This is a genomic window from Exiguobacterium sp. s194 (genome assembly GCF_018618275.1).
In the GTDB taxonomy this organism is placed as follows: Bacteria; Bacillota; Bacilli; order Exiguobacteriales; family Exiguobacteriaceae; genus Exiguobacterium; species Exiguobacterium chiriqhucha.
In genome coordinates this window covers 49,854-75,988 of sequence record NZ_JACSLT010000001.1, presented here as the reverse complement: position 1 = coordinate 75,988, position 26,135 = coordinate 49,854, and the positions used below count along the sequence as shown (strand labels likewise).

Annotated in this window: 28 protein-coding genes; 23 read left to right on the top strand and 5 right to left on the bottom strand. The window is 52.5% G+C overall.

What is annotated here, in order from left to right; genetic code table 11:
• The first annotated feature begins 43 nt into the window (after positions 1-43).
• Together KNP85_RS00360 and KNP85_RS00355 are read left to right on the top strand one after the other, a co-directional pair.
• Complete coding sequence (locus KNP85_RS00360) at positions 44-1,174, top strand: mandelate racemase/muconate lactonizing enzyme family protein (RefSeq protein WP_214800772.1); 1,131 nt, start codon at positions 44-46, stop codon at positions 1,172-1,174.
• Positions 1,161-1,832, top strand: a complete 672-nt coding sequence (locus KNP85_RS00355; RefSeq protein WP_214800770.1) for a hypothetical protein — start codon at positions 1,161-1,163, stop codon at positions 1,830-1,832. The genes KNP85_RS00360 and KNP85_RS00355 overlap by 14 nt, the downstream gene beginning before the upstream one ends.
• 35 nt (positions 1,833-1,867) lie before the next feature.
• Here KNP85_RS00355 and KNP85_RS00350 read toward each other — a convergent pair whose 3' ends face one another.
• Positions 1,868-2,617 (bottom strand): GDSL-type esterase/lipase family protein, encoded by a 750-nt coding sequence (locus KNP85_RS00350; RefSeq protein ID WP_021067296.1) that lies wholly within the window; start codon positions 2,615-2,617, stop codon positions 1,868-1,870.
• Positions 2,618-2,734: 117 nt separating this feature from the next.
• Here KNP85_RS00350 and KNP85_RS00345 point away from each other — a divergent pair, with 117 nt between their 5' ends.
• The 7 genes from KNP85_RS00345 (at position 2,735) to hfq (ending at position 9,485) form a co-directional block, all read left to right on the top strand.
• Entirely contained in the window at positions 2,735-3,655 is a 921-nt protein-coding gene (locus KNP85_RS00345; RefSeq protein WP_031200222.1) for an ABC transporter ATP-binding protein, read from the top strand.
• Complete coding sequence (locus tag KNP85_RS00340; protein ID WP_214800769.1) at positions 3,648-4,646, top strand: ABC transporter permease; 999 nt, start codon at positions 3,648-3,650, stop codon at positions 4,644-4,646. The genes KNP85_RS00345 and KNP85_RS00340 overlap by 8 nt, the downstream gene beginning before the upstream one ends.
• A 179-nt stretch (positions 4,647-4,825) precedes the next feature.
• Positions 4,826-6,355: a M4 family metallopeptidase gene (locus tag KNP85_RS00335; protein WP_021067299.1), complete on the top strand. Its 1,530-nt coding sequence runs from the start codon at positions 4,826-4,828 to the stop codon at positions 6,353-6,355.
• A 112-nt stretch (positions 6,356-6,467) separates the two neighbouring features.
• Positions 6,468-7,328 (top strand): PPK2 family polyphosphate kinase, encoded by an 861-nt coding sequence (locus KNP85_RS00330; RefSeq protein ID WP_214800767.1) that lies wholly within the window; start codon positions 6,468-6,470, stop codon positions 7,326-7,328.
• A 113-nt stretch (positions 7,329-7,441) separates the two neighbouring features.
• Positions 7,442-8,035, top strand: coding sequence for an AmiS/UreI family transporter (locus tag KNP85_RS00325; protein ID WP_031200223.1), 594 nt, complete (start codon positions 7,442-7,444; stop codon positions 8,033-8,035).
• Between the two features lie 238 nt (positions 8,036-8,273).
• The gene (gene miaA / locus KNP85_RS00320; RefSeq protein WP_058763507.1) at positions 8,274-9,224 is read left to right on the top strand and encodes a tRNA (adenosine(37)-N6)-dimethylallyltransferase MiaA; all 951 of its coding nucleotides are present in this window, start codon (positions 8,274-8,276) and stop codon (positions 9,222-9,224) included.
• A gap of 12 nt (positions 9,225-9,236) precedes the next feature.
• Positions 9,237-9,485, top strand: a complete 249-nt coding sequence (gene hfq, locus KNP85_RS00315; RefSeq protein ID WP_021067304.1) for an RNA chaperone Hfq — start codon at positions 9,237-9,239, stop codon at positions 9,483-9,485.
• 43 nt (positions 9,486-9,528) lie between these two features.
• On the opposite strand, the gene KNP85_RS00310 is transcribed toward hfq, so the two are convergent.
• On the bottom strand, positions 9,529-10,041 hold the full coding sequence (locus KNP85_RS00310) for a hypothetical protein (protein WP_214800765.1): 513 nt from the start codon (positions 10,039-10,041) through the stop codon (positions 9,529-9,531).
• Between the two features lie 156 nt (positions 10,042-10,197).
• Between KNP85_RS00310 and KNP85_RS00305 the strand changes: the two genes are divergently transcribed.
• From KNP85_RS00305 to KNP85_RS00280, 6 genes are all read left to right on the top strand, one after another.
• Complete coding sequence (locus tag KNP85_RS00305) at positions 10,198-11,376, top strand: DNA-binding protein (RefSeq protein ID WP_214800763.1); 1,179 nt, start codon at positions 10,198-10,200, stop codon at positions 11,374-11,376.
• Positions 11,377-11,391: 15 nt separating this feature from the next.
• Positions 11,392-12,321 carry a CobW family GTP-binding protein gene (locus tag KNP85_RS00300; RefSeq protein ID WP_029595588.1) on the top strand — a complete coding sequence of 310 codons (930 nt, stop codon included), beginning with the start codon at positions 11,392-11,394 and terminating at the stop codon, positions 12,319-12,321.
• Positions 12,318-13,103, top strand: a complete 786-nt coding sequence (locus tag KNP85_RS00295; RefSeq protein ID WP_251136171.1) for a 5'-3' exonuclease — start codon at positions 12,318-12,320, stop codon at positions 13,101-13,103. Before KNP85_RS00300 ends, KNP85_RS00295 begins: the two co-directional genes overlap by 4 nt.
• Complete coding sequence (locus tag KNP85_RS00290; RefSeq protein ID WP_058763514.1) at positions 13,084-13,473, top strand: reverse transcriptase-like protein; 390 nt, start codon at positions 13,084-13,086, stop codon at positions 13,471-13,473. Before KNP85_RS00295 ends, KNP85_RS00290 begins: the two co-directional genes overlap by 20 nt.
• Before the next feature lie 106 nt (positions 13,474-13,579).
• Positions 13,580-14,980 carry a class II fumarate hydratase gene (gene fumC, locus KNP85_RS00285; protein WP_058763516.1) on the top strand — a complete coding sequence of 467 codons (1,401 nt, stop codon included), beginning with the start codon at positions 13,580-13,582 and terminating at the stop codon, positions 14,978-14,980.
• Between the two features lie 169 nt (positions 14,981-15,149).
• Positions 15,150-16,637, top strand: a complete 1,488-nt coding sequence (locus tag KNP85_RS00280) for a GGDEF domain-containing protein (protein ID WP_214755896.1) — start codon at positions 15,150-15,152, stop codon at positions 16,635-16,637.
• Between the two features lie 14 nt (positions 16,638-16,651).
• On the opposite strand, the gene KNP85_RS00275 is transcribed toward KNP85_RS00280, so the two are convergent.
• Together KNP85_RS00275 and KNP85_RS00270 are read right to left on the bottom strand one after the other, a co-directional pair.
• Positions 16,652-17,131: a dihydrofolate reductase gene (locus KNP85_RS00275; RefSeq protein ID WP_214800761.1), complete on the bottom strand. Its 480-nt coding sequence runs from the start codon at positions 17,129-17,131 to the stop codon at positions 16,652-16,654.
• The gene (locus KNP85_RS00270) at positions 17,128-17,922 is read right to left on the bottom strand and encodes a thymidylate synthase (RefSeq protein ID WP_214800759.1); all 795 of its coding nucleotides are present in this window, start codon (positions 17,920-17,922) and stop codon (positions 17,128-17,130) included. Before KNP85_RS00270 ends, KNP85_RS00275 begins: the two co-directional genes overlap by 4 nt.
• 222 nt (positions 17,923-18,144) lie before the next feature.
• On the opposite strand from KNP85_RS00270, the gene KNP85_RS00265 reads away from it, so the two are divergent.
• The 4 genes from KNP85_RS00265 (at position 18,145) to KNP85_RS00250 (ending at position 21,644) form a co-directional block, all read left to right on the top strand.
• Complete coding sequence (locus KNP85_RS00265) at positions 18,145-19,065, top strand: NAD(P)-dependent alcohol dehydrogenase (protein ID WP_214800757.1); 921 nt, start codon at positions 18,145-18,147, stop codon at positions 19,063-19,065.
• 99 nt (positions 19,066-19,164) lie between these two features.
• Positions 19,165-19,689 carry a type 1 glutamine amidotransferase domain-containing protein gene (locus KNP85_RS00260; RefSeq protein WP_021067315.1) on the top strand — a complete coding sequence of 175 codons (525 nt, stop codon included), beginning with the start codon at positions 19,165-19,167 and terminating at the stop codon, positions 19,687-19,689.
• A 26-nt stretch (positions 19,690-19,715) separates the two neighbouring features.
• Positions 19,716-20,450 carry a Bax inhibitor-1/YccA family protein gene (locus KNP85_RS00255; RefSeq protein ID WP_031200225.1) on the top strand — a complete coding sequence of 245 codons (735 nt, stop codon included), beginning with the start codon at positions 19,716-19,718 and terminating at the stop codon, positions 20,448-20,450.
• Positions 20,451-20,525: 75 nt separating this feature from the next.
• Positions 20,526-21,644, top strand: coding sequence for an NAD(P)/FAD-dependent oxidoreductase (locus KNP85_RS00250; protein WP_214800755.1), 1,119 nt, complete (start codon positions 20,526-20,528; stop codon positions 21,642-21,644).
• A 62-nt stretch (positions 21,645-21,706) separates the two neighbouring features.
• Here KNP85_RS00250 and KNP85_RS00245 read toward each other — a convergent pair whose 3' ends face one another.
• Positions 21,707-22,276, bottom strand: a complete 570-nt coding sequence (locus tag KNP85_RS00245) for a TetR/AcrR family transcriptional regulator (RefSeq protein ID WP_214800753.1) — start codon at positions 22,274-22,276, stop codon at positions 21,707-21,709.
• A 122-nt stretch (positions 22,277-22,398) separates the two neighbouring features.
• Here KNP85_RS00245 and KNP85_RS00240 point away from each other — a divergent pair, with 122 nt between their 5' ends.
• The 4 genes from KNP85_RS00240 to KNP85_RS00225 all read left to right on the top strand — a co-directional run bounded on the left by KNP85_RS00240 (position 22,399) and on the right by KNP85_RS00225 (position 25,915).
• Positions 22,399-23,271, top strand: a complete 873-nt coding sequence (locus tag KNP85_RS00240; RefSeq protein ID WP_214800751.1) for an ABC transporter ATP-binding protein — start codon at positions 22,399-22,401, stop codon at positions 23,269-23,271.
• Positions 23,272-24,069 carry an ABC transporter permease subunit gene (locus tag KNP85_RS00235; protein WP_214799710.1) on the top strand — a complete coding sequence of 266 codons (798 nt, stop codon included), beginning with the start codon at positions 23,272-23,274 and terminating at the stop codon, positions 24,067-24,069.
• Between the two features lie 66 nt (positions 24,070-24,135).
• Positions 24,136-24,948: an aldo/keto reductase gene (locus KNP85_RS00230; protein ID WP_214800749.1), complete on the top strand. Its 813-nt coding sequence runs from the start codon at positions 24,136-24,138 to the stop codon at positions 24,946-24,948.
• A 217-nt stretch (positions 24,949-25,165) separates the two neighbouring features.
• On the top strand, positions 25,166-25,915 hold the full coding sequence (locus KNP85_RS00225; protein ID WP_058763540.1) for a TspO/MBR family protein: 750 nt from the start codon (positions 25,166-25,168) through the stop codon (positions 25,913-25,915).
• The last annotated feature ends 220 nt before the right edge of the window (positions 25,916-26,135 follow it).

Below are 26,135 nucleotides of genomic sequence, written 5' to 3'. Positions count from 1 at the left end.
GACAATATAGCTAATGACACGTAAGAAGTAAAGGAGAATGGATATGAGAATAGAGAAAATCGAACTGTTTGCGATTCGTTTACCGTTAAAAGTGCCGTTCATCGTCAGTTACCATCGTTATGACGACATGCCGTCAGTGATTGTAAAATTGACAACCGAATGTGGTCACGTCGGCTATGGAGAGGCCGTCGCCGATGAACACGTCACGGGCGAATCGCTCGATAGTACAATCAGTGTGATTCGACATGTGCTCGGACCGCTTTTAATCGGCGAAAACCCGATGCAGATGGAACGGATTCACGACGTGATGGACCGGGCCATCCGTGACGTGCCGGCGGCGAAGGCGGCGCTCGATATCGCCTGTCATGACGTCGTCGGGAAAAAGCTCGGGCTTCCGGTGTATGATCTGCTCGGTGGCCGTTATCACGACGCCTTTCCGGTCACGCACGTCCTCAGTATCGGCGAGCCGGAGGCGATGGCGGCCGAGGCTCGCGAACAGATCGAACAAGGGTACACGGCCGTCAAGATGAAAGTAGGCGTCGACGTCGCCTCGGACGTACGCCGTGTCGAGGCGGTCCGGCGTGCCGTCGGTCCAAACGTGCCGATTCGGGTCGACGTCAATCAGGGCTGGGTGAATGCCGCCAAGACACTCCAAGCGATGAAGCAGCTTGAGCCATTCCACATCGATTGGGTCGAACAGCCGGTCAAGGCCGACGACTTTGAAGGAATGGTCGAAGTGAAAGGGAAAATCTCGGTGCCACTCATGATTGATGAAGGCGTGCGCGGCATGACGGAGATGCGTCGGTTGACGATGATGCAGGCCGCCCACAAAGTGAACATCAAACTGATGAAGTGTGGCGGCATCTACCCGGCGAAAAAACTCGTGCATATGGCCGAAATGTCGGGCATCGAGTGTCAAATCGGGTCGATGGTCGAGTCGTCGGTCGCCTCGAGTGCAGGCTTTCATGTCGCCTTCTCGAGCAAAATCGTCCAATCGGTCGAGTTGACAGGTCCCCTTCGTTTCGCCGAAGACATCGGCAACTTGATGTACGACTTGCCGTTCATCCGCCTGTCCGATGGGGCAGGTCTCGGTGTCGACGTCGATGAGGCCGTCTTGTCACGGCTGACGACGGCGACGTATGTCATCGGAGGGGTCGACCATGTGGCGCAGTGAGTGTAACGGCCTCGACATCGAAGTCAACTATTTGACGATGACAGAGCTCGCACAAGTCGAGGCGGTGCAACAGGCCGTCATGGCCACATTGACGGAAGGAAGCCAGTACCAGTCCCTCACGACTGAGGAGTTCGTAAAGCTATTGACCGACCGCACATTGATTGGGGCGTACCACGAGGGCGCGTTGATCGCATTCCGCGCGCTTCTGATCCCGCCGCTCGACGAAGAGCATCTAGGATACGACATCGGTTATCCGCTTGATGCGCTCGACCGCATCTTGTATCAAGAAGTGACGAACGTCCATCCGGACTACCGCGGCTACGGTCTGCAACAACATCTCGGTAGGCTACTCATGAAAGAGCTTGAACATGGCAGTCGGTTCGACCTCGTCTGTGCGACCGTTGCGCCTTTCAATATCCCGAGCCTGAAAGACAAGTTCGCCCTCGGCCTTCGCATCGGTGCCCTCAAACCGAAATATGGCGGAAAGCTGCGCTACATTTTTATGAAGGAACTGCACAGCGACTGGCGACCGACTGGTGACACGACGTGGCTCGATATGGGCGAGACGGAGCAACAAGTCGCCTTATTGAAGGCAGGCTGGTTCGGGACGATGATGACACGCGACGGGGAGAGCTGGCTCGTCAAATATGAACGATGAAAAATGGCCTGATCGCGACGATCAGGCCATGTTGCTTATTCGAGGATGAACAATACGTCCTCGGCTAACTTCTCATATGTCCGGTCGCTCGGATGGAACTGGTCGGTCGCAAGGTCACGGCCAACGTCCGAGACGTAAGCGAACGGATCGATCACATCGATGCGTTGCGCGTTGCCGAACGTGGCCGCGGAGGCGTTCCAGTCGAGAATCAATTGATTGAACGCCTCACCGTTCTCGTTCTCTTGGAACGGGTTATAGAGCGCGATATAGACGATTTGCGCCGTATCGTTCAATCCGCGAACTTGTTCGAAGATATCATTCAAGTTCGTCTTCGCATCGGTCACGACTTGCTCGATATCGACCGATTCGAAATTGTCGACGTTCTCGCCGCGGTTGAACAAGTCGTTGCCGCCGATCGTGAGCGTGATATAGCGGGCGTTCTCAATCGTGCGTCTTACTTCAGGTTGTTCGAGCTGCGCCAATAAGTCTTCCGTCCGGGCGCCGGAGACGGCCAGATTCTGCGTACGGATATCATTCTCTTCGAGCGCTTCACCGACCGGTTGGACGTAGCCCGCACCTGATGTAGAGCCGACCCCGCGTGTCAATGAATCTCCGAGTGCGACGTAAACATCACCGACCGGTTCGGGTCTCGTATCTTCGCTGACCGAGAGTGTCCGTTCCGGCGGATTGACGATATCTTGGTAACCGATCCATAAACCGTATAGGGCGATGCCCGTCAAGAAGACAGAACCGATTAAAAACGTATACCATTTCCCATTTTTCATGTGATGACCTCACTTTCTATAGAACTATCATATCAAATAAGTGTGAACCTGCCCTATGTGAATGTTCGAATAGGACAGATGCGATCGAGTCCGATAGAATGTAGGAGAGGTGAGATGATGCAACCAACATTGAAGATAGACCATTTGACAAAAGTAATCGGTAAAAAAACAATCATCGATGACATCTCGTTCGATGTGTTCCCCGGTGAAGTGTTCGGCTTCTTAGGACCGAACGGGGCAGGTAAAACGACGACGATTCGGATGATTGTCGGATTGATTAAGCCGACGAACGGGACCGTCTCGATTTGTGGGTTCAGCGTCGAACGTCAATTCGTTCAGGCGATGAATCAAATCGGCGCCATCGTTGAGAATCCGGAACTGTACAAGTTCATGAGCGGGCGTGAGAACTTGAACGCCTTCGCGCGGATGTTGCCCGGTGTCGATGAGGCCCGGATTCAAGAAGTGATCGATCTCGTCGATTTGACGGCACGAATCGATGATAAAGTGAAGACCTACTCGCTCGGGATGCGGCAACGGCTCGGCATCGCTCAGGCCATGTTGAACAATCCCCGTGTCTTGATTCTCGATGAGCCGACGAACGGGCTCGACCCGATGGGGATTCGTGACCTTCGACTCTTCATCCGCCGTCTCGTTGAAGAGACAGGATTGAGCGTCCTCGTCTCGAGCCACATCTTGGCCGAGATTGAACTGCTCGCGGACCGCGTCGCCATCATGTCGCGCGGGAAAATCGTGAAAGTCGGAACGGTCGAGGAGCTGATTCATGAGTTGGCGTCGACGGTCGATGTCCACGTGGCCGACAGTTTTGAAGTCTTGCCGATCATCCGCGGATTCGAGTCGATTGATCACGCCGACGTTGTCGATGAACGGACGATTCGGGTCTCGATGAATCTGGAAGATACGGCCCGATTGAATCGCTACTTGCTCGATCGAGGCGTCGACGTGTTCGGTCTCGAACGACGCGTCCAGACGCTAGAAGAATTGTTTATCTCATTGACCGGGGGTGACCATATTGTCTAATCCGTCAATCCTTGGCCTCATTCGGAACGAAGTCTTAAAGATTCATAAGAAACGTCGGCTTCTCGTCGTGTCGACCATTCTCATCGTGCTCGTCTCGATGTTCACGTATGCCAACTACCGGCAGATCGAGAAACAACGGGAAGAACAAGGAACAATCGACTGGCGTGTCGATTTACAGCAAGAGATCGTTGATACGCAAAACCGGCTCGCCTCGGCGAACGTTCAGGATGAGTTCCGTCAAATTTTGGAATTCCAGGTCCAACAGAATCAATATTACTTAGATAATGATATTAACCCGAACTATCCTGGGGCGCCGACGTTCATGCGTGTCTTCTTCTCGCAAGGGACGACGCTCGTGCTCCCACTCTTCATCATCGTCCTGATGGCCGATATCGTCAGCGGTGAGCATAATGATGGCACAATCAAGACGCTGTTGTCCCGCCCGGTCCGGCGCTTTAAGATTTTGCTTGCTAAATGGATGACGACGCTGCTGTATACGTCGATTCTTATCTTCATCACGGCACTCGTCAGTTATGTCATCTCTGGCATCGTGCTCGGTTGGGACGGATGGACCGCGCCGATTTTGACTGGGTTCCAAGCCTCGGCGACCGGGACGTTCTCGACCGACTTCGTCCATACGCTGCCGATGTGGCAATATTTGCTCATGTCAGTCGGCCTATCCTGGTTCGTCGTCGCGGCCGTCGGGACAATCGCACTCATGATCTCAGTCATCGTCAAAAATACGGCGACTGGGATTGGGATCATGATGGCCGTCCTGATTTCAGGACCGCTCCTCACGTCGCTCGGGTCGAATTGGGACAGCTCGAAATATTTGGTGAACGTCAACTTCGGTCTTCATACCTATCTCGAGGGGCAAGCCCCACCGATCGAGGGGATGACATTACCGTTCTCGCTCATCATCATATTCGTCTGGTCGCTAGCGGCTCTCGCGTATGCGTTCTACCATTTCACACAAAAAGATGTCTATTGATGACTGGCGTCACCTTCAACGGTGACGCTTTTTTTGTTACGGCTGATACGACTAGAGAAAATGATGGGTTAGTCCAAATGTCTTAATAATTTGAATTGTCAAAATAATTAAAAAGTTGGATACATTAAATGTGGGAAACTATGTAAAGTAGGAGACACCACATAAGGAGGGAAACACACATGAAAAAAGTTTTATCTACATCACTCATCGCAGGCGTCTTGCTCGTGCCGCAACTTGTCGGCGCGGCGGAGCTCAAGTCGGGCACGTTGACGAAACCATCGAACGAGGCTCCGACGACAATCGTCAAAGAGTATGCGAAAGCGAAAGGCGAATTCAAAACGCTCGAATCGAAGCGTGACAAAGTCGGACAAGTGGTCAAATTACAACAAACGGTTGACGGAGTGCCGGTCTTCGGTGGAATCGTCGTCGGTGTCGTCGATAACGATGGCCAATTGAAAACGGTCGTCGATGACACGAAACAACTCAAAGGATTACATAAATCGATCAAACTGAACGAACAAAAAGCGGTCGCTCGTTATAAAGAGCTTGTCGGCCACAAAGGCGCATACGAGCTTGAGCCAGCAGCGGAACTCGTCGTCTATCCGAACGGGGAAGAGGCGGTCTATGCGTATGAAGTGACCGGGACGATTCTTGATGCGGATGAGCCGTCACGCTGGACGTACTTCATCGATGCGGCAAGCGGGAAAGTATTGAACAAGTACAACCAATTGGCACACGCCAAACCGACGAACGGTGTCACGGGTACGACGTATACGGGCACGGGAATCGACGTCCTTGGCCAGAGCCAAACGTTCAAGACGACGAAGAGCGGTTCATATTACTATCTCCAGGACTCGACACGCGGTAAAGGCATCTATACATATGATGCGAAAAACCGGACGACGCTTCCAGGATCACTTTGGGCCGATGTCGATAACGTCTTGAACACGACGTATGACCGGGCAGCGGTCAGCGCCCATGTCAATGCGACGAAGACGTATGACTTCTTCAAGAACACATACGGTCGTAACAGCTATGACAACAACGGTGCGGCCCTCAACTCGACGGTCCACTATAGCCGCAGTTACAACAACGCGTTCTGGGATGGCAGCAAGATGGTGTACGGTGACGGTGACGGGCAAACGTTCACGTACCTCTCTGGCGCACTTGACGTCGTCGCTCACGAATTATCACACGCGGTCACTGAATATACGGCCGGTTTAATTTATCAGAACGAATCGGGCGCCATCAACGAGGCGGTATCCGATATCTTCGGTACGGTCGCGGAGTATAGCGTCGGCTCGAACTTCGACTGGTTGGTCGGGGAAGACATCTATACGCCTGGCATCGCCGGTGACGGTCTTCGGTCAATGTCCAATCCAGCGGCCAACGGTGACCCAGATCACTACTCGGTCCGTTACACAGGGACACAAGATAACGGCGGCGTCCACATCAACTCGGGAATCGTCAACAAAGCAGCTTACCTCTTGGCGAGCGGCGGTTCACACTACGGCGTATCGGTCCAAGGTATCGGCGTCATGGAGATGGGGGACATCTACTACCGTGCCCTCACCGTCTACTTGACACCGACTTCGAACTTCTCAAGCCTACGTCAAGCGGTCGTTCAATCGGCCAAAGACTTGCATGGTGCGACGAGCACGCAAGCAGTCGCAGCGGCGAAATCGTTCGATGCGGTCGGCATCAACTAAACGTGATTCAATCCTTTTCGCTTCGGCGGAAAGGATTTTTTTGTCGCTATTTTTTGAAAGAATAGGGTAAATACGGATTGTACGTAAAATTTGTCGCAATCAAGGAGGATATATGGACATTCAATCATTTCGCATTGACCATAAAAACGGGATTCGTCTGGACGATTACCCAACCACGATCAAGGACCGCCCATCGGACGAGACGTTGCAAAACGAGCTGATTCCGGAGAGCGTCGAAAGATTGAAAGAGTTGCATTGGAAACTATATGCCGAAGCCAAAAAAGGTGTCGTCGTCGTCTTACAGGCGCTCGATGCGGGCGGTAAAGATGAGGCAATCAGTTATATCTTTTCCAATCTGAACGCGCAAGGGTTGAAGACGAACGCGTTCCAAAAACCATCGGATACGGAAAAGAAACATGACTATCTATGGCGGATGCATGACCTCATGCCGGAGCGAGGCCAAGTCGGTATTTTGAACCGCTCCCATTATGAGGAAGTGATCGCCCCGCGCGTCCATGATTTGCTCGGAGAAGAGGTCATTCCGGATGAGGAGGATAAAGAATCGGTATGGAAAGTCCGCTATCGCCAAATCAATGACTTTGAACAATATTTAGATGAGAACGGGTTTAAGGTCATCAAATTTTTCTTTAACGTCTCAAAAGAAGTCCAGCGCGATCGTTTGCTCGAACGACTGAAAGACCCAAGCAAGAATTGGGAGTTCTCGTTCAATGATGTCGAAGAACGAAAGCATTGGGACGATTACCAAGATATCTTTGAGGATATGTTATCGAACACGGCGTCAAAACATGCACCTTGGTTTGTGCTCCCGGCAGATGATGACTGGTACGCCCGTTATATCGTCTCGACGATTATGATAGACGTTCTAGAGGACATCGATCCCCAGTTTCCGACATTCTCGGAAGACGAACAGGAACGAATCGATGAAGCGATTCAAACGCTCGAAAACGAGTGACGTTTGTCGAGTCCGTGAACGTCCATTTCTCCACTTGCACTGAAAGCGAATTCAAGTTACAGTGGACGTAGATAAAATTAGACGTCAGACATCTGTATGAAGGAGCAATGAGTGTGGGGAATATAAGTTTATTATTTGGAGGCGTGGCACTGTTCATCAACAGCCTCGTTTTGTTTGGAAAAGTGGACGTTAAGAGTGCGGGTGTGTTTAGTCTGTTCACAGGCCTGTTGCAGACGTTCATCGCGACGTGGCTCGTCATCGGGGCGAGTTCGGCGGAGATGTTTGGATATGCGAGCATCTACTTGTTCGCGTTCACGTATTTGTACGTCGGTGTGACGTTCCTGTTCGATTTGGACGGTCGGGGCGTCGGATGGTTCTCGCTCTTCGTATCGATTTCGGCCGTCTTCTATGCGGTGATCGCATTCACGACGGGCGATGTGATGGGAGCAGTCACGTGGTTGTTCTGGTCGCTCTTGTGGGGACTGTTCTTCATGGGGATGGGCCTAGGGCGGCAGATTGACGGATTGACGGCCCGGGTCGCATTCGTGCTCGCCTGGTTGACCTTGATTATTCCGGCACTGTTCGGTCTCGCGAATTTGATGACGCCGCTCTATGGCGTTATGTGGTGGGCCGCGAGCGGCACCGCGATCCTTTATTTTGGATTGACGATGTGGCGCCAGCGCCGTTTAGTAGAAGTGACACAATGAACGATGCTCCTTTGGGAGCGTCGTTTTTTTGCGCATTCATTTGTGTCTAAAATGTGAAAAGTGGGAATGAGATACGTAAAGGAGGCGACCTCGGATGAGTGACGGCTTAATTTTACTGATGGGACTATTATTATGCGGATGGATGCTGTTTGCGGTCGTGTTTGATGATACAATTAAAAGAAGAATTTAACGGGCCGTTTCCTTTAAGGGACGGTCTTTCGTTTGAGGAGTGACAAGGATGGAAAAGACACCAGTCATCGTCCTCGTCGGACCGACGGCTGTCGGAAAGACGAAGACAGGGATTGAGCTCGCCAAAGCGTTCAACGGTGAAATCGTATCGGGCGACTCGGTCCAAGTGTACCGCGGGATGGATATCGGTTCGGCAAAAGTGACGGTCGAGGAGGCGGAAGGGGTTCCGCATCATTTGATTGATATATGCGACCCGGACGAGGCGATGAGCGTCGCCACTTTCCAAAAGTTGGCCCGGGCGGCGATCGATGATATTTATGCGCGCGGAAAATTGCCGATTCTGGTCGGCGGGACAGGTCTCTACATCCGTGCGATTCTCTATGACTATGAGTTCACAGAACGACCGGTCAATCACGAATTGCGAGAAGCGCTCGAGTTAGAAGCTGAGACGGATGGACCTGAGGCGCTGCATGCGCGTCTGCAATCGCTCGATCCAAAACGGGCCGAGAGCATTCATCCGAATAACGTCCGCCGCGTCATCCGGGCCCTTGAAGTCGCGCTCCAAGGCGACGCCCAGGCGATGGACAGCCTCCCGTCGGAACATTACGCCTATAAACTGTTCATCTTGCATGCGGACCGGGACGTGCTCTACTCGCGCATCAACCATCGTGTCGACTTGATGCTCGAAGCGGGCCTCATCGAGGAAGTCGAGCGCTTGCTCGCGGCTGGTTACCGGGACACGCAAGCGATGCGCGCCATCGGTTACAAGGAAGTCGTTCCGTATCTTGATGGATTGATGACCCGAGAGCAGATGAGCGAGACGCTCAAACAGCACACGCGCAAGTTCGCAAAACGTCAATTGACATGGTTCCGTCATCAATTTAATGGGATTTGGGTCGATATGGGACGAAAATCATTTGAACTATCGTATCAAAATATTTATGATGAAGTTGAGGAGTTTTTTCGAAAATTCCGATTATTTCAAAGAGACATAGACTAGGGGGAATGCAACATGAAGGCTAGCTATAACATTCAAGACCATTTTTTGAATCAATTACGTAAAGAAATGGTGCCGACGACCGTGTTTTTAGTCAGCGGGTTTCAAATTCGGGGAGTCATTAAATCGTTTGACAACTTCACGGTCATCGTCGAATCGGAAGGGCGCCAACAGTTGATTTATAAACATGCGATTTCAACGTTCTCACCAGCACGGAACGTCACATTGTTCGAACCGGAAGCGGTTGAAGTGACAGAAGGCTAATGAACGGCATAAAAAAAGAAGCGGCCCGGGGACCGCTCTTTTTTTATGCCGTTTTTACGTTCGAATCGAAATCGATGGCTTCGAGCACACGATGGACGGCACAACCGCCGAGGAGTGAGTCGAGTTGGTCACAGAGCTGGCTCGGTGCCGAGCGGTATAAGTGTGTATACGTTCGTTTCCATGACCGTTCGGCCGACTGGATGCGAACGAGTAGGTCGGCATGACCAAGTTCTTTCAGCTTCTCGATATTCATCCGGTTCGTCCGGGCGAATGCCGATAAGACGACGGCCTTGGCGAGCGGTGTTTGAATCGGATAGCCGGCAACGACGAGGACGGCCATCGCGCCTTTCATCTCATGCTCGATGACCGAGTCGACGAGCTGGTCCGGCGTATATGGGTTGCCGGCATGTCCTGAGACCGCCGCGACGAGTTCGTGATGTGAGACCGGGCAAGTCGATGCCTGTAAAATGCTGGCGATTGTTGAATGCGTAGTGGCGTAACGTGTCGTTTCCCCTGTTGCGATCAATCGTTCGTACGTATCTACCAATGAAATCATGTGAGTTCCCCCTTTATCTAGCTATCTTTATCGTATCAATTTTAGTAAGCGCTTTCAATATAATTTAGGAAACTTCATGACCTATAACGAAAGTATGTTCGCCTCGAAGTGGAAAACACGATACAATGGGCAAAGAGAAGAAGGAGGGGATTGTATATGAATTATTACCAACAGATTGATCCGATCACGGGGAGCGGCTTCGACCGGACGCGGTTCCAACTCCCGACCGTCGAAAAAGCATCGACGCGATTGACTGACCTTACGGACGGGACACCGGTCCAGACGAAAGCGCTCGTCAGTACAGTCGAAGTGAGAGAAGGCAAATCGGGTGCCAAATGGCTGCAACTGAATTTGACGACATCGAGCGGACTTATCCGTGCCAAGCAATGGTTGCGTGGCAACGAAGAGCAGCTGTTACGGATTTACGAGTCTGGTGTGATCGAGCTTGAAGGGAAAATCGATGTCTATCCGAAACCGGACGGCGCCAAGTCAATCACAATCGACCGGGCCAAACCGATTGCCCGGGACGAGGCCGTCTCATTGTTGCCAGGTCTTCCTGGAGACGAGACGATGGATCAATACGCCGACGAGCTGTTCGCGATTCTGTCGACGCTCTCGCCTGACTATCAAGCAATCGCGATGTCGCTACTCGACCGCTATTGGGACGATTTCGTTCTCGCACCGGCTGCACTGTATCATCATCATAACTATGTCGGCGGCCTCTTGAAGCACACGGTCTGTATGCTTCGACTCGGTTATCGCATCCAAGAACAGGACGACCATTTGGCGATGGCGTTTCGGGTCATCAAAGAAGCCGAGCAGTTGCACAAAGTAGACGTATGGAATACGATGAACGGTGTAAAAGTTGAACAGGCGTTCCGGGGCACGTTCGAGTCGCTCTATGCGGCCTGCGAGGCCATCGCAGAATTGAAGGAGCCGCTCCGTTGGGACGAACTCGCGCTCGGGATTTTATTCCATGATATCGGCAAGCTGTTCGAATACAGCCACTTGCTGTCGTCCCCGAAACGGTTCGAGCAACTGTTCTCGGTCAATGGCACGAGCGAGACGACCGGCATCTCGATCAATCCGATGGGGAGCTTGATTGGGCATATGCCGTACGGCGGACTGTTGTTCGAGAAGAGTCAACAAGCCGCAGGCGTCACGTTGCCGCTCGATGCCCATCACCGGATTTGGCATATGATTTTATCCCACCATGGTAAGCGCGAGTGGGGCTCGAGCGTGTTACCGGCCACGACAGAAGCGTGGATGCTTCATTTGATTGACTTGCTGGATGCGCGTTATGAGAAATGGGCGCGAGTTCACGAAAATTTATAAGGTGAGGTGCAGTACATGATTCCCGTTCAATTGGTGACCGGTTTTTTAGGCGCCGGAAAAACGACCTATATGAATCGCTTGCTAGAAGCGACGGACGAGCGGCTGCTCGTCATCGTCAACGAGCTCGGGTCGGTGAATATCGACGAACAGTTGATCGTCAAGATGGACCAAGAGCAGATCGAGTTGTCGAACGGTTGCATCTGTTGCTCGATTCAAAGCGATTTAAGCAAGACGTTCTATCAGCTCGCATCAAAGGATACGTTCGACCGCATCGTCATCGAGACGACCGGTGTGGCCGACCCGGCACCGATCATTCAGACGATTTATTATGACGACTACTTGCGCACGCGCTTCAAGTTGACGGCGATTTTGACGGTCGTCGATGCCAGTCAACTGGACCGTGAGCTATTTATTGAAGGAATTCATCAAATCGCCTATGCGGACGTAATTTTGTTGAATAAAGTCGACCTCGTCGATGCGGATGCGCTCGAACAGGCGCATGAGCGGATTAATGCGCTGAATCCGACCGTTCGAGTCATCGAGACGGTTCAGACGGTCGGCGACTATGACTTGACGGAGAATACGTTCCAGCTCTCACGAATCGACGAACAGCTCCTCGGGCAACTGACGGCCGGGCACTCCTCGGTCTCATCACTTCGGGCCATCACGCTCACGACGGACGTGCCGCTCAAACGGGAACGCGTCACTCAATACGTCCGAGAAGTGCTCATGCACTATGAAGATGATGTCTATCGCTTGAAGGCGATTGTCCGTTTAGACGGAGAAACATCAAAATTCGTCGTCCAAGCGACGAATCAACTGATGGGGGCGACGTTCGCGAACGAACCGAGCGACGACTCGCGTTCCGTCTTCGTCTGGATTGGAAAGAATCTCGACCGGGACGCGCTCACGCGCGGATTACAAGCTTGTGAGGTGAATGCATGATGAAATTGATGTTGGTCGACGGGTTTAACCTCCTGTCACGTTATTATTTTGCCACAGAGCGTCGTCGGGCTCTCGACCCCGATGTGACGTTGAAGGGGTTACTTCGAAAAGTTGACGGGTGGACGAACGACTTCACGCATATCGCCTTCTTTTGGGACGGACCACGCGAAACGACGCATCGTTACGCCCTCTTTCCGGACTATAAAGCGACTCGCACCGGCTTACCGGAACCGTTGTTCCACGATTACGTCAAGTTGCGGGCAGCGTTGACCGAGCGCGGGATTTTTCAGTCTGAGCTCGCCGGGTACGAAGCCGATGACTTGATTGGGGCCGTCGCGACCGCGTTCCCGGGCGAATCGTATATGTACTCGTCAGACCGCGATTTGCATCAGTTGCTTTCCCCGAACGTGTTTCAAATCGTTCCGAAAAAAGGGGAAGAGATGATCATGAATCGGGAAGTGTTCGTTGCGACGTACGGCGTCCGACCAAAGCAGTTCGTCGATGTGAAGGCGCTCCAAGGCGACGCCTCAGATAATATTCCCGGTGTCCGCGGCATCGGACCGAAGACAGCGACCATTCTTGTCCAGTCGTATGACACGGTCGAAACGCTATACGACATCGTGAGACAAGAAGCGCTCCAAGAGGCGCATCAGAAGTTTGCGAAGAAACTCGACGGGCAAGAAGAAGTGGCGCTCTTGTCAAAACGTCTCTCGCTCATCGATATTCATGCACCGATTGAAACCGATTGGGAGGCGTATCGTTTTGGTTCACATTTATTTTGATGCGGCGACGAACCAGGAGGCGGGTGAGAACGGTCTTGGCGTCTGGATCAAGACGACCGACGGCACGGTGTCCACGTACATCGCCAAACGCGTCGGGTTGACCAGCGTTCAGGCGGAGCTCGCCGCGCTCGCGTTCGCCCTCGAACAAGCACACGAACTGACGGGCGAATCGACATTTATGTTCTATTCAGACGCCGAGACGGTCGTACGGGCGCTTGAACAGCGCTTCCTCAAAGACCAATCGATGCGTCCGTTGTTCGTCAAGGCGCTAACGCTGTATGACGAATTGCCGAATAAGTTCATCAAATGGATTCCGCGAGCAGAGAACCGGGCTCACGACGTGGCGAAACGGGCATTGATGACAGGCTAAAAGTCGGGCGTGGGCCCGACTTTTTGTCAATTGCAGGGGAATGATTTCTTTTTTGCAAAAGTTTCGCTAAAATGAAAGCGTAGTCAAAAAAAGAGGGGGAATTTTCATGGAATATCGGATCGAACGGGACACGATGGGGGAAATCAACGTTCCGGCTTCAGCCAAATGGGGAGCCCAAACACAGCGCAGTCTAGAGAACTTTAAAATCGGGACGGAAAAAATGCCGCTTGAGGTCGTGCATGCCTTCGCGATTTTGAAAAAAGGTGCCGCACTTGCCAACGCTGAGCTCGGTGTGTTGGAGCAAGCGAAAGCCGACGTCATCGCCGAAGTCGCCGATGAGATCGTCGCTGGGCAACATGACGCCGAGTTTCCACTCGTCGTCTGGCAGACGGGTTCAGGGACACAGTCGAACATGAACGTCAACGAAGTCATCGCCCACTTGGCGAACGATAAGTTGAAGGAGCGTGGTCAGACGCTTACGATTCATCCGAATGACGACGTCAACAAGTCGCAAAGCTCGAACGACACGTATCCGACGGCGATGCACATTGCGGCCATCTTAGCAGTCGAGGACCATGTGTTGCCGTCAATCGAGGCGCTCCACGCGACGCTCGCGAAGAAAGCCGAGTCATTCATGGACATCGTCAAGATCGGTCGGACGCACTTGCAAGACGCGACGCCGGTTACGCTCGGTCAAGAGATTAGCGGTTGGGTCCGTATGCTCGAGCTGTCGAAACAGATGATTGAGCGTACGCTCGAACCGTTGACAGAGCTCGCTCTCGGCGGAACGGCAGTCGGGACGGGCATCAACGCCCATCCGCAGTTCGGCGAAGTTGTGGCCGAGAAAATCTCGCAAGAGACCGGCAAACAGTTCATCACGGCCGTCAACAAGTTCCATGCGCTCACGAGCCACGATCAGCTCGTATTCACACATGGTGCCTTGAAAGCACTCGCCATGGACGCGATGAAGATCGCCAACGACGTCCGTTGGCTCGCTTCTGGTCCGCGTGCCGGTATCGGCGAAATTTTGATTCCGGAAAACGAACCGGGCAGCTCGATCATGCCAGGAAAAGTCAACCCGACGCAGAGCGAGGCGTTGACGATGGTCGCGGCTCAAGTGCTCGGCAATGATGCGACAATCGGATTCGGGGCGAGCCAAGGAAACTTCGAGTTGAACGTGTTCAAGCCTGTCATCATGTACAACTTCCTCCAGACGTGCCGTCTGTTGACGGACAGTCTACATTCGTTCGACGTGCATTGCGCCGTCGGCATCGAACCGGATTTGGACGTCATCGCACACAACGTGGAACGGTCGCTCATGCTCGTGACGGCACTCAACCCGCATATCGGTTACGAGAACGCAGCCAAAATCGCGAAGCTCGCCCATAAAAATGGGACGTCGTTGAAGGAAGCGGCGCTCGAGACTGGACTATTGACGGAAGAGCAGTTCAATCAATGGATTCGTCCGGAAGAGATGACATCTCCTAACCTAAAAGTTGGTAAATAAGGGAAGGGCGGTCCATGACCGCTCTTTAATTATTGTCTATTAGGTCGTAAGCACTAACTTTCTGTAAAACAATAGGGAAAAAATAAGTAAATAGTTGTATTTTCGTGGATGAAGTCGCATAATCATAGTCAGAAGCGAATATCGGGAGAACGAAACTGGGGGGTCGGGAATGAAGCAGCAACTCACAGATCGTATACATAAGATTTTGGCGCAAATCACGAGCGCGAGACAGATTCAAACAACAGACATCGAGTTTTTATTGGATTGGATGAAACAAGAAGTGAAACAGCGACGGTTCATGCACTTGCTTGAAATCTTCAGTCGTGTCGAATCTGACGTGCGTGAGTTGCCGGCCGTCCTGACGCAAGCAGAAGCGATGGCATTGATTGCCCCGGTGAAACGATATATCCATACGATCCTCGGCATCGAGCAAGAAGACGAGGACCTCGTCTTGATTTTGTCGAACAACTTTGCGACGTTCAGCCGTTATAAGCCGCGGGTGGAAAAGCTCGGGGCGCGTCCTGTCTTTTTACAGACGTTAGAAGAAGCCGTCGAATACGATTATGAAGATGTGCCGAAGGCGATCATCATGGACGTCGAACTGTGGGCACGCTTCCCGGAGCGGGCAATCCAATCGTTCGTCAGCAAGATGAAGAAGCTGTACGTCCCGCTCATTGTGATCGGAACGAATGAACATTATCGACTCGCCGCCTACTCGTATGGGTTCGATGACTATTGGGAAGAATGGATCCCGATGGAAGAGCGGCTCGTGCGGCTCGGACATCATATCGAGAAGGCACGGCTCGTCTCGAATGCGCTGCTCGTCGACGAATTGACAGGCGCCTTCAACCGTAAATATTTGAAAGCGACGTTCAGTCGCTTCATGTCCCGTCTAGAGCGGTCCGGTGAAAGCTTCACCCTCGCGCTGCTCGACATCGACCATTTCAAGCAGTTGAACGATACGTTTGGTCATGCGTATGGGGACGAGGTGCTGCATCGCGTCGCCGAGGAGGTTCGTTTGGCGATTCGCTCGAGTGACGAGTTGATTCGTTACGGCGGGGAAGAATTCCTCATCATCTTGAACGTGTCCGAGCGCCACGTCGTCGATGCGGTGCTCGAACGGGTCCGCAGCCGAATCGAAGAGATGACGTTTACATACGAGCATCACGTGACGGTGTCCATCGGCTATACGCGCGTCTGTCAGACCGGGATGACACTCGGGGAGTGGTGCGCTTACGCCGACGAGGCGCTCTACAAGGCGAAGCGTGACGGTCGCAATCGAATCATCCGTTATTCGACGGCGGTCCGGGAAGAAAAACGGCTCGCTTACGTGACGATGAGCCCGGAGAAGTACATCATGCTCGCCGAACAGTTGCCGAAACAGCATCGACGATACGAGGTCATCTATCGTCCTTACGACCGTTACGCCTGTAACGATCATATGGAGATGTTCATTTTAGACGAATCGAGTACGACGGAGACGAGAGGGACGCTCTCGGCCGTCAAAGAGCAGCGTGGCAAGTACAGTCATGTGTTAGCGTTGTCGAAACGGACGGCACTCGAGCTCGGTACGCTATACGACGACTTGGCCGAACAGGACCATCATGATGTCATCACTGAAAAAATCGAGCAATGGCTCGAAAAATTGCCCGACTAAAAAGGGACGTCGACTCAGTCGATGTCCCTTTTGTCATATTGACGGAAAGTGAAGCTATAGGCATGCCGCTCGTCGACCGGATGGAACTGTTCGTCCGTCACGGTGAGCCCGTCCGGCAGCGGTGGATAATACGTGTCCGCCTCGAACGTGCCGTCGACCTCGGTAACATAGAACCGTTCCGTCATCGAGAGTGTTTGCTCATAAAGCGTCGCGCCGCCGATGATGTAAAGGTCTGTCGTCTCGGTGTTGAGCGACTCGAGGTCGTGCCAGACATCGACACCTTCAGCTGAAAACGATCGGTCTGACGTGACGACGATATTGCGGCGGTTCGGTAACGGACGACCGATCGATTCGAACGTTTTACGACCCATGACGACCGTTTGGCCCGTCGTGATGGCTTTGAACTGCTTCAAGTCATCGGGCAGACGCCACAACAAGGCGTTATCTTTCCCGATTTCTCGATTGCTTCCGATGGCGACGACGTGGACGATCATACGCTGACCGCTCCTTTGATATGAGGATGCGGGTCATAGCCGACGATTTCGAAGTCCTCGAAACGGAAGTCCTCGATCGACGTCACATCTCGCAAGATATTCAATGTCGGGAGCGGGCGTGGCTCACGTGTCAATTGAAGGTTCACTTGTTCGAGGTGGTTATGGTAAATGTGGGCGTCGCCGAGCGTATGGACAAAGTCGCCAACCTCAAGGCCGGTCACATGGGCGACCATGTGCGTGAGCAAGGCGTATGACGCGATGTTGAATGGTACGCCGAGGAACGTGTCAGCGCTACGTTGATAGAGCTGGCATGATAGTTTGCCGTCCGCGACGTAAAATTGGAACAACAGGTGGCACGGCGGGAGCGCCATGTCCTCGAGTTGCCCTGGATTCCATGCCGAGACGATGAGGCGGCGCGAATCAGGGTTCGTCTTAATCTGCTCGATCACTTGCGCGAGCTGGTCGACACTCGTGCCGTCTGGTTTCGGGAACGAGCGCCACTGCGCCCCGTAGACAGGGCCGAGATTGCCGTCCTCGTCTGCCCACTCGTTCCAAATGCGGACACCGTTATCTTGAAGATACTTGACGTTCGTATTGCCGGTGATGAACCAGAGCAGTTCATGGATGATCGAGCGAGTATGTAGTTTTTTCGTCGTGACCAGGGGGAATCCCTCCTGAAGATTGAACCGCATCTGGTAGCCGAACACGCTCGTCGTCCCGGTCCCGGTCCGGTCCTCTTTAACGACACCGTGCTCAAGGATATGGGTGCATAAATCATGATATTGCTTCATGTGGGAAGTCCCCTTTCTCGTTCGAATTTACAAAAAGTCGCACTTATTATAACACAATATATTGATAAAATGATGGTCATTCAGCAGAGTTGTCTTCTAAATATCGATTTGAGAACACTGATGTTTCACAAGTTGAAGATGTGACAATAGTAGAATAAAACGTGCAAAAATCCTTTGTCGTGACAGCTCATTGTTTTGTTCAGTCTTGTGAGGAGGAACATGATGAAAGCAGTGATTTGTACCGCATATGGACCACCGGACGTGTTACAGCTTCAAGAAGTCGACAAGCCTGTACCAAAATCGGACGAGTTATTGATTCAAGTCCATACGACAGCCGTCCATTCAGGTGACCGGCGGTTGCGGTCACTCGATGTACCGCCTCTAGGCAAGCTGCCGATGCGAATCGTCGTCGGTTTCAAGGCACCGCGCCAACCGATTCTCGGTGTCGTCTTGGCAGGCGAGGTCGTCGAGACGGGCAGCCGTGTCGAGCAGTTCAAGGTCGGCGACCGCGTCTATGCACTGACCGGGATGCGGTTCGGCGGCTATGCTGAATATGCGTGTGTCAAAGCGAGTAAATGTGTCGAGCGAATGCCGAACAACGCTAGTTTTGTCGAAGCAGCCAGCTTGCCGTTCGGCGGGACGACGACTCTTCACTTTTTGCGTAAAGCGAACATCGAACAAGCGAAGACCGTATTAATTTACGGGGCGTCCGGGGCAGTCGGTTCGATGGCCGTTCAAATCGCGAAATATTACGGGGCTCACGTAACGGCAGTCTGTCGGGAGCGAAACTTCGAACTTGTCAGAAATCTCGGCGCGGACGTGATGATTGACTACACCATAGACGGCTACGACGAGAAACTGACCACATACGACGCTGTGTTCGATGCGGCTGGTAAAATCGATAAGCGGATGGCCCGGAAGCATGTCGCCGCACACGGGAAATTCAGTTCTGTCGCTGGGCAAGGACATGCCAGTGAACGGAAAGAGGATTTGGCTTTCTTGAACGAGCTGTTTGAAGCCGGCCGGTTAAAGGCTGTCATCGATTCGGTTTATCCGCTCGAGGACATCGTCGCAGCGCACCGATACGTGGATGCCGGAGGAAAGGCTGGAAATGTGATCGTGACCGTGACACAAACAAATTGATTCAATCGAGAGCGAGATGCGCACTTGGTGGACAGTCCCTGTTTTCGCCACGTGGCTTATGGGGTATACTTGTGAAAGACAAATAAAGGGAGGGATTCGATGCAATTACAAGGTAAGAATGTCCTGCAAATCGTCAGCGACGACTTTGAAGATTTAGAATTATGGTATCCGGTCCATCGGTTGCGCGAGGAAGGCGCAAACGTCATCCTGGCCGGCGAGAAGGCGGATCACGCCTATATCGGCAAGTACGGCGTCCCGGCCAAATCGGACATCGCGTTCGATGACGTCGACATCTCATCGTACGACGCCATACTCGTCCCGGGTGGCTGGTCCCCAGACTTGTTGCGCCGATTTGATTCGGTGAAAGGGTTCGTCCGTTATATGCATGACGAGAAGCGGCCGATCGGCCAAATCTGTCACGCGGGCTGGGTGTTGATTTCAGCCAAAATTCTCGATGGTGTCAACGTCACGAGCACACCGGGCATTAAAGATGATATGGAAAACGCCGGTGCGATTTGGCATGATGAGCCGGTCGTCGTCGATGGCCATATCGTCTCGAGCCGCCGTCCACCTGACCTGCCTGACTATATGCGGGAATTCATCAAAGTCATGGCCAAACACTGAAAATAGAATAAAGGGGTTAACGACAGTTGAGACTTAAATCGAATCCAGTTCTCCGTAAATCGATGGAGACAACAGCTTATAGCACCACGCCGATGACGAAAGCCGGCACGTGGTCGAAAGTGTTCACACTACTCTTGCTCGTCACGGCAGCCGCCGGGACGACGTGGATGCTCGTACCGACAATCGGAGAAGCATTGCTGTTCCCGCTCATGATTGGTTCGCTCATTCTCGGCTTAATTTTGGCGCTCGTCATCACGTTCAAACCGAGAACAGCACCCGTTGTCGCACCATTGTATGGCATCGTTGAAGGTGTGTTCGTCGGATTGATTTCCTATTTCTTTGAAGCGATGCTCCCGGGCATCGTCGGCCGTGCCGTCTTGACGACGTTCATCGTCGCGTTCGCGATGTGGTTCGTCTACTCGACGGGTCTCGTCAAAGTGACGCAAAAGTTCCGTGCCGGAGTCACAGCCGCGATCTTTACGGTCATGTTGCTCTATCTCGTCCAAATCGGGATGAGTTTCTTCGGTTCAGGACTCCCGTTCATGACGGGCTCGTCACCGCTCGCCATCGGCGTGCAATTTGTGATCGTCATCATCGCCTCACTCGCGCTCGTCCTCGATTTCGACTATATTGCTCGTCAAGTCGAGAGCCGGGCTCCGAAAGAGCTCGAATGGGTCGCAGCGTTCGGTTTGATTGTGACGCTCATCTGGCTCTATATTGAAATTCTTGATTTACTGTATCGCCTCGCCATGCGCGACTGATCATCGGCCTTCGGGCCGGTGATTTTTTATGAAAGGATGTGAAGCCGACATCGAACCGATGAAGGCGCAGCTGTTATGAAAAAAGTGATTGTAATTGGATCAGGAATCGTCGGCATCTCGACCGCTTACCATTTAGCCGGGAAAGCCGACGTCACCGTCATCGACCGGAAAGAGAAAGGCCGTGCCACCGACGCCGCGGCAGGCATCGTCTGCCCATGGATTGCCCAGCGTCGCAATAAGGCATGGTACGCGCTCGCCAAAGGCGGCGCTCACTACTATGCGACGGTCGTCGAGGACTTGAAACAAGAAGGCGAGACGGAGACCGGCTACAAACGTGTCGGGACGCTCGCCTTGCATGAAGACAAGAAATTGAACGAGATGCAAGAACGGACGGCGCTACGCCGGGAAGAAGCACCAGAAATCGGGGAGTTGACCCGGATGACAGCGGAAGAAGCGAGAGCGCTATTTCCACCGCTCTCGGACGAATATGACGCCCTCCTTGTCGAAGGCGGGGCTCGTGTGGATGGAGAGAAATTGCGAGCGGCCCTCGAACGGGTCGCCGTGAAGCGTGGCGTGACCTTGGTCGACGGTTCGGCCGTCCTCGTCGAAGCGGACGGCTATCATGTCGAGTGCGACGGTGTCCGCTTTGAGGCGGATGAGATTGTGCTCGCCTGTGGGGCGTGGTTGCCCGATTTGATGGAGCCGATCGGCTATACGGCCCGTGTCGCCGGGGAGAAAGCGCAAATCGTGCACGTGCAGCTGCCGGACATGGATGCGTCTGATTGGCCGGTCGTCATGCCACCACGGCGTCGTTATTTGCTCGGGTTTGAAGAAGGGCGAATCGTCATCGGTTCGACGCATGAGCGTGACAAGGCGTTCGACGCACGGCCGACGGCAATCGGAATTCATGAAGTGCTCTCGAAAGGGCTGGAATCGGCCCCTGGACTCGCTGAGGCCGAACTGATTGAGACGCGGGTCGGCTTTCGCCCGGTCACCCCGAACTCGATTCCGATTCTCGGACGCGTTCCGGGAGCGGAGCAGTTGCTCGTCGCGAACGGTCTCGGCTCGTCCGGTTTGACGGTCGGTCCGTTCATCGGGAAAGTGCTCGCCGACCTCGTTATGACCGGGGACTGCGAGCTTGACCTGTCACTCTATCCAATCGAGGAATCAGTGTTCCGAACGAACGATAAATAACAATGAAATATAAAAAGTCGCCTACCCCCTTACTATATACATAAGAAGGGGAAGGCGACTTTTTAGTTATGTTTCCGGATGATGCCGTGAAGGAAAAATCGGAAATAATCTTGCATCGATTCGGTCATCGGTGACGTCGACAGGCTCGGGTCGGACAAAATCGCCTGCTGCACGAGTTGGACGTACCGTAAATACGAATCGGTCGACAGCTCCGGGTCGATGGCCCCGCTCGTCTTCCCATATTCGATCAGTTGCCGGAATGCGGCGTAGCCCCGACCGGCCAACTGTTGCCACGATGGGTCCGCTTGAATCATTGTCGTAATCGTCTCGTCGAACAGCCCAGCCGTCTCGATTTTACGAGACAAAATCTCAATCAGCAATTGATCGAACGGGACATGGTCAGCGATTTGTGACTCAATCCATCCCATCTGTTCTTCCGTCATCTCGGTCAAGACGGCGATGATCACTTGTTCTTTCGAACCAAAATAATTATAAATTGATACCGGTGAGACCGAGGCTGCGCGGGCCAACTCGCTCACCGTGAAACGGGACTGTTTCGAGGCCATCAGTCGAACGGCCACATCTAAAATCGCGCGTCGCTTCGTCTCGGTCCGTTTTGTGAATCCATCCATGGGCATCCTCGCTTCTTTTGTAGTTTTGTAACCAATATACCATTTCCATTTCAAAAAATAACGTGATATACTAGTTTTGTAATCATATGAACTATATATTTCAAAACTAAGGAGTGAGATCGGTGATTCAATTGAAAGGATTGACGAAACGGTTCGATTCATCCCACGGCATCTTCGACGTGTCGTTCACCGTCGAACCTGGTACCGTCTTCGGTTTCATCGGGCCGAACGGGGCAGGGAAATCAACGACGATTCGTCACTTGATGGGATTGCTCCACGCCGATTCCGGTAGTGCCACCGTTATGGGTCACGACTGTTGGAACGAGAGCGAGACGGTGAAGGCGCTCGTCGGTTATTTACCGGGCGAAATCAATTATCCTCAGGATATGACCGGTGAGGACGTCATCCGGCTTACCCGAAAGCTACATGCGACAAGTGCTGAGCGCGAACGGACGTTGCGTAACGTGTTCGCTTTTGACACATCGCTCAAAGTGCGTAAGATGTCGAAAGGGATGAAACAAAAGCTCGCCATCGTTACATGTTTCATGAAAGATGTGCCCGTGTATATTCTCGATGAACCGACGAGCGGACTCGATCCGCTCATGCAGGAACGACTCGTCGATTGGGTGATCTCGGAGAAGGCGGCGGGCAAGGCAGTGTTGATGAGTTCGCACCACTTTCCCGAGATGGAGAAGACATGCGACCGGGCCGCGCTCATCCGCGACGGTCGGATGATTATCGAAGCGGAGATGACAGAGTTGAAACGGCATAGTCAGAAGACGTATCGAATCGAATTGAAGGACGAGGTGGCAGCTCAGCGCTTGAGTGAAGAAATTGGTGTGCGGGACGGAGTGGTCGTCACTGTCAACTTGTCGACGGTCGAGGAGTTGAACGACTTGATTCATCGGCTCACTCGTCATGAGGTCCAATCGTTGTCGAGCGGCACCGACGAGCTTGAGCATCTATTCATGCAATATTACGGGGAGGCGAACTAAATGGTTCTCATTTCGGCACTGTTCAAACAAAACCGGAGCTGGATTTTTGGCTACTCGCTCGGGACGAGTCTCTACTTGTTCTTTTTGGCGGCGGTGTTCCCGTCTATCCAAGAGACGGGGCTGATTGAAGGCAAATTGGATTCGTTGCCACCTGAGCTGCTCGATGTGTTCAAAATCGATCCGAATATGGCGATGGACAACGTCATGAATTTATTGGCCGGCAATTACTATGGGCTCATCTTTTACGTGTTGGCGATTCTGTTCGCGCTCACATTCGCCTCACGGCTCATGGCCAAACCAGTCGACTCAGGCGAGGTCATGCTCTATTTGGCAGCACCGATTTCGCGCAGCGGTTACGTGACGGCCAGTCTGATCGTGCTCTTGATGGCGTCAACCTTGCTCGTCGGACTGAATGGGCTTAGTCTCATGCTCGCCAACGTGTTGTTTGATTTACAGATTGACCTCGGCTTATTGTGGACACTTCAGTTGAACGCGGGTCTGATGCTGCTCGTGCTCGGAACGCTCGCTTATGTGCTCGCGAGCCTGTTCGACGACAGTTCGCGGTCCTACATGGTCACGGGAGGGATATTCGCCCTCTTCTTAATGGCGAACGTGTTCTCGGGATTTAGTGACCAGCTCGACTGGTTGAATGCGCTGTCGATTTTCTCGTTGTTTGACGCCAACGCACAAATCCAAGGGGATTCCACGCTTCGTTCTTTCTTCTTGTTGGCGGGGATTCTCGTCGTCGCAATGCTCCTATCTTATGGACGCTTCACGCGAAAAGATTTGACGATTTAGTTTTTCGAAATAGAATGACGGGTATGATACAATCAGCTCGAACAGATTGGAAAGGGGAATGATTGTATGCAACTCGCAACGTTACGCAATGGTGTCAAAATTCCAATGATCGGCTTTGGGGTATGGCAAGTCGACAACGAGACGGAGGCGCCACAGGCCGTCGCCGAGGCACTCAAAGTCGGATATCGCCATATCGATACGGCAGCCGTCTATAAGAATGAAGAGGGTGTCGCCAAAGGGATTCAAGAATCAGGCGTCGCTCGTGAAGATATCTTTTTGACGTCGAAGATTTGGAACGAAGACATTCGCCAGCGCCGGACGAAAGAGGCGTTTGACGAATCACTCGCTCGACTCGAAATTGACTATTTAGATCTTTGTCTGCTCCACTGGCCAGTCGACGGGTTCGTCGAGGCATGGAAAGATTTGATTGACCTCTATGAGACTGGTAAAATCAAGGCGATCGGCGTGTCGAACTTCAAAGAGCATCATCTCGAGACGTTGAAACAGGAAGGTCTCATGACGCCGCTCATCAACCAAATCGAGCTCCATCCGCAACTCCCGCAACCGGATCTCGTCGAATATTGCCAAGACGAGGGCATCCAAGTCGAGGCATGGAGCCCGCTCATGCAAGGGAAGTTCCTCGATATCCCGGCCTTTGCCGAGATCGCTGAGAAACATGGGAAGACACCGGCCCAAGTCGTGCTTCGCTGGCATTTAGACACGGGGAACGTCGCGCTTCCGAAATCGGTCACACCGCACCGGATTCAAGAGAACTTCGATGTGTTCGACTTCGCGCTTGATGCAGACGATTTGGCGAAAATCGATGCCGTGGCGACACATGACCGTCTCGGTCCAGACCCGGACGAGATTGACTTTTAAACAATTGATGCTTTTGTCCATGAACTCAGATGGGCAATCACGAATGCGGTGACACTGCCGCTTCTTCGAAACGACTCCGGTTAAGGCCGGGGTCGTTTTGTTATGTGTCTAACGATTTATTTATGAACAAGTCGAGAAGTGTATGAGCGTTGGCACATGGGTATAGAAAACTATGCTAAAAAAGGAGGTGTCAGGTCTTCTTCGGAGGATCGTACTTATGGACTTATCAAAATGGCCTTTAATCAACTGGCTGGCATTTTTGGCGACGGTCGTCATCAACTACTTCGCGAGCGGTGAAAACGCTGCTGTGTCGGACCGCATCGACATTTATTTCAAACCGGCTGGCTATGCGTTCTCAATTTGGGGTGTGATTTATATCGCGCTCGCCGTCTGGCTCGTCTTGCAATTGAAGAAAGGGTCGGTCGCGAACCGGCAGGCGAATCGGATGAAAGCGGGCTTTCTTGTCTCGTGCATCTTGAACGGCCTTTGGTTGCTCACGTTCACGAACGAGTGGTTCATCGCCTCGCTCGTCGTCATGGTCGCTTTCTTGGCGACGCTCGCCTGGCTCTATTACATCGCCTTCCGGACGTCGACAAGTTGGCTCGATCGGTTCCCATTCTCGATTTATATCGGTTGGGTTTCCGTCGCAACAATCGTCAACGTATTCGTCGTCATGAATCGGGAGCGGGTCACGACCGTGCTCGGGCTCGACGAACTTGCTTGGACATCGCTCATGCTCATGGTCGGGGTCGTCCTGGCGCTCGTCTTCATGTGGTGGCATCGTGACTTCATCTATCCGCTCGTCTTCGTCTGGGCGTACATCGCCATCTTTGCACGAATCGAGGAAGCGACGCTTTACGTCGTCCTCGTCAGTGCCTTGATTTTGCTCACGCTCGGTTATGTCGGCTTAATCATTTGGAAGAAGCCCCGGGCATTTTTACACCATTCCCGCAAGACGGTCGAATAAGCGAATGTAAAGAGAAGTGATAGTCTATGAGGCTATCGCTTTTTTGTGCGAATATTTAAGTTCTTTTGAACCTATATACTAATATATTTGATGGATAATTATTCTTTATAGATTATAAGTGATTTTCATAAATAGCTTGATAAAGCTAATGAATCCGCTTTCAATTATGACTTAGACGATTTGTGTTATGCAGAATAGTATACAACCCACTTGATTTATC

Coding starts and splice junctions, on each gene's coding strand:
- KNP85_RS00270 (WP_214800759.1), bottom strand. CDS start 17,922: ATGAAGCAATATCATGATTTATGCACCCATATCCTTGAGCACGGTGTC.
- KNP85_RS00345 (WP_031200222.1), top strand. CDS start 2,735: ATGCAACCAACATTGAAGATAGACCATTTGACAAAAGTAATCGGTAAA.
- KNP85_RS00275 (WP_214800761.1), bottom strand. CDS start 17,131: ATGATCGTCCACGTCGTCGCCATCGGAAGCAATCGAGAAATCGGGAAA.
- KNP85_RS00335 (WP_021067299.1), top strand. CDS start 4,826: ATGAAAAAAGTTTTATCTACATCACTCATCGCAGGCGTCTTGCTCGTG.
- KNP85_RS00360 (WP_214800772.1), top strand. CDS start 44: ATGAGAATAGAGAAAATCGAACTGTTTGCGATTCGTTTACCGTTAAAA.
- KNP85_RS00355 (WP_214800770.1), top strand. CDS start 1,161: ATGTGGCGCAGTGAGTGTAACGGCCTCGACATCGAAGTCAACTATTTG.
- KNP85_RS00230 (WP_214800749.1), top strand. CDS start 24,136: ATGCAACTCGCAACGTTACGCAATGGTGTCAAAATTCCAATGATCGGC.
- KNP85_RS00225 (WP_058763540.1), top strand. CDS start 25,166: ATGGACTTATCAAAATGGCCTTTAATCAACTGGCTGGCATTTTTGGCG.
- KNP85_RS00300 (WP_029595588.1), top strand. CDS start 11,392: ATGATTCCCGTTCAATTGGTGACCGGTTTTTTAGGCGCCGGAAAAACG.
- hfq (WP_021067304.1), top strand. CDS start 9,237: ATGAAGGCTAGCTATAACATTCAAGACCATTTTTTGAATCAATTACGT.
- KNP85_RS00280 (WP_214755896.1), top strand. CDS start 15,150: ATGAAGCAGCAACTCACAGATCGTATACATAAGATTTTGGCGCAAATC.
- KNP85_RS00265 (WP_214800757.1), top strand. CDS start 18,145: ATGAAAGCAGTGATTTGTACCGCATATGGACCACCGGACGTGTTACAG.
- miaA (WP_058763507.1), top strand. CDS start 8,274: ATGGAAAAGACACCAGTCATCGTCCTCGTCGGACCGACGGCTGTCGGA.
- KNP85_RS00330 (WP_214800767.1), top strand. CDS start 6,468: ATGGACATTCAATCATTTCGCATTGACCATAAAAACGGGATTCGTCTG.
- KNP85_RS00350 (WP_021067296.1), bottom strand. CDS start 2,617: ATGAAAAATGGGAAATGGTATACGTTTTTAATCGGTTCTGTCTTCTTG.
- KNP85_RS00305 (WP_214800763.1), top strand. CDS start 10,198: ATGAATTATTACCAACAGATTGATCCGATCACGGGGAGCGGCTTCGAC.
- fumC (WP_058763516.1), top strand. CDS start 13,580: ATGGAATATCGGATCGAACGGGACACGATGGGGGAAATCAACGTTCCG.
- KNP85_RS00235 (WP_214799710.1), top strand. CDS start 23,272: ATGGTTCTCATTTCGGCACTGTTCAAACAAAACCGGAGCTGGATTTTT.
- KNP85_RS00295 (WP_251136171.1), top strand. CDS start 12,318: ATGATGAAATTGATGTTGGTCGACGGGTTTAACCTCCTGTCACGTTAT.
- KNP85_RS00250 (WP_214800755.1), top strand. CDS start 20,526: ATGAAAAAAGTGATTGTAATTGGATCAGGAATCGTCGGCATCTCGACC.
- KNP85_RS00310 (WP_214800765.1), bottom strand. CDS start 10,041: ATGATTTCATTGGTAGATACGTACGAACGATTGATCGCAACAGGGGAA.
- KNP85_RS00245 (WP_214800753.1), bottom strand. CDS start 22,276: ATGGATGGATTCACAAAACGGACCGAGACGAAGCGACGCGCGATTTTA.
- KNP85_RS00260 (WP_021067315.1), top strand. CDS start 19,165: ATGCAATTACAAGGTAAGAATGTCCTGCAAATCGTCAGCGACGACTTT.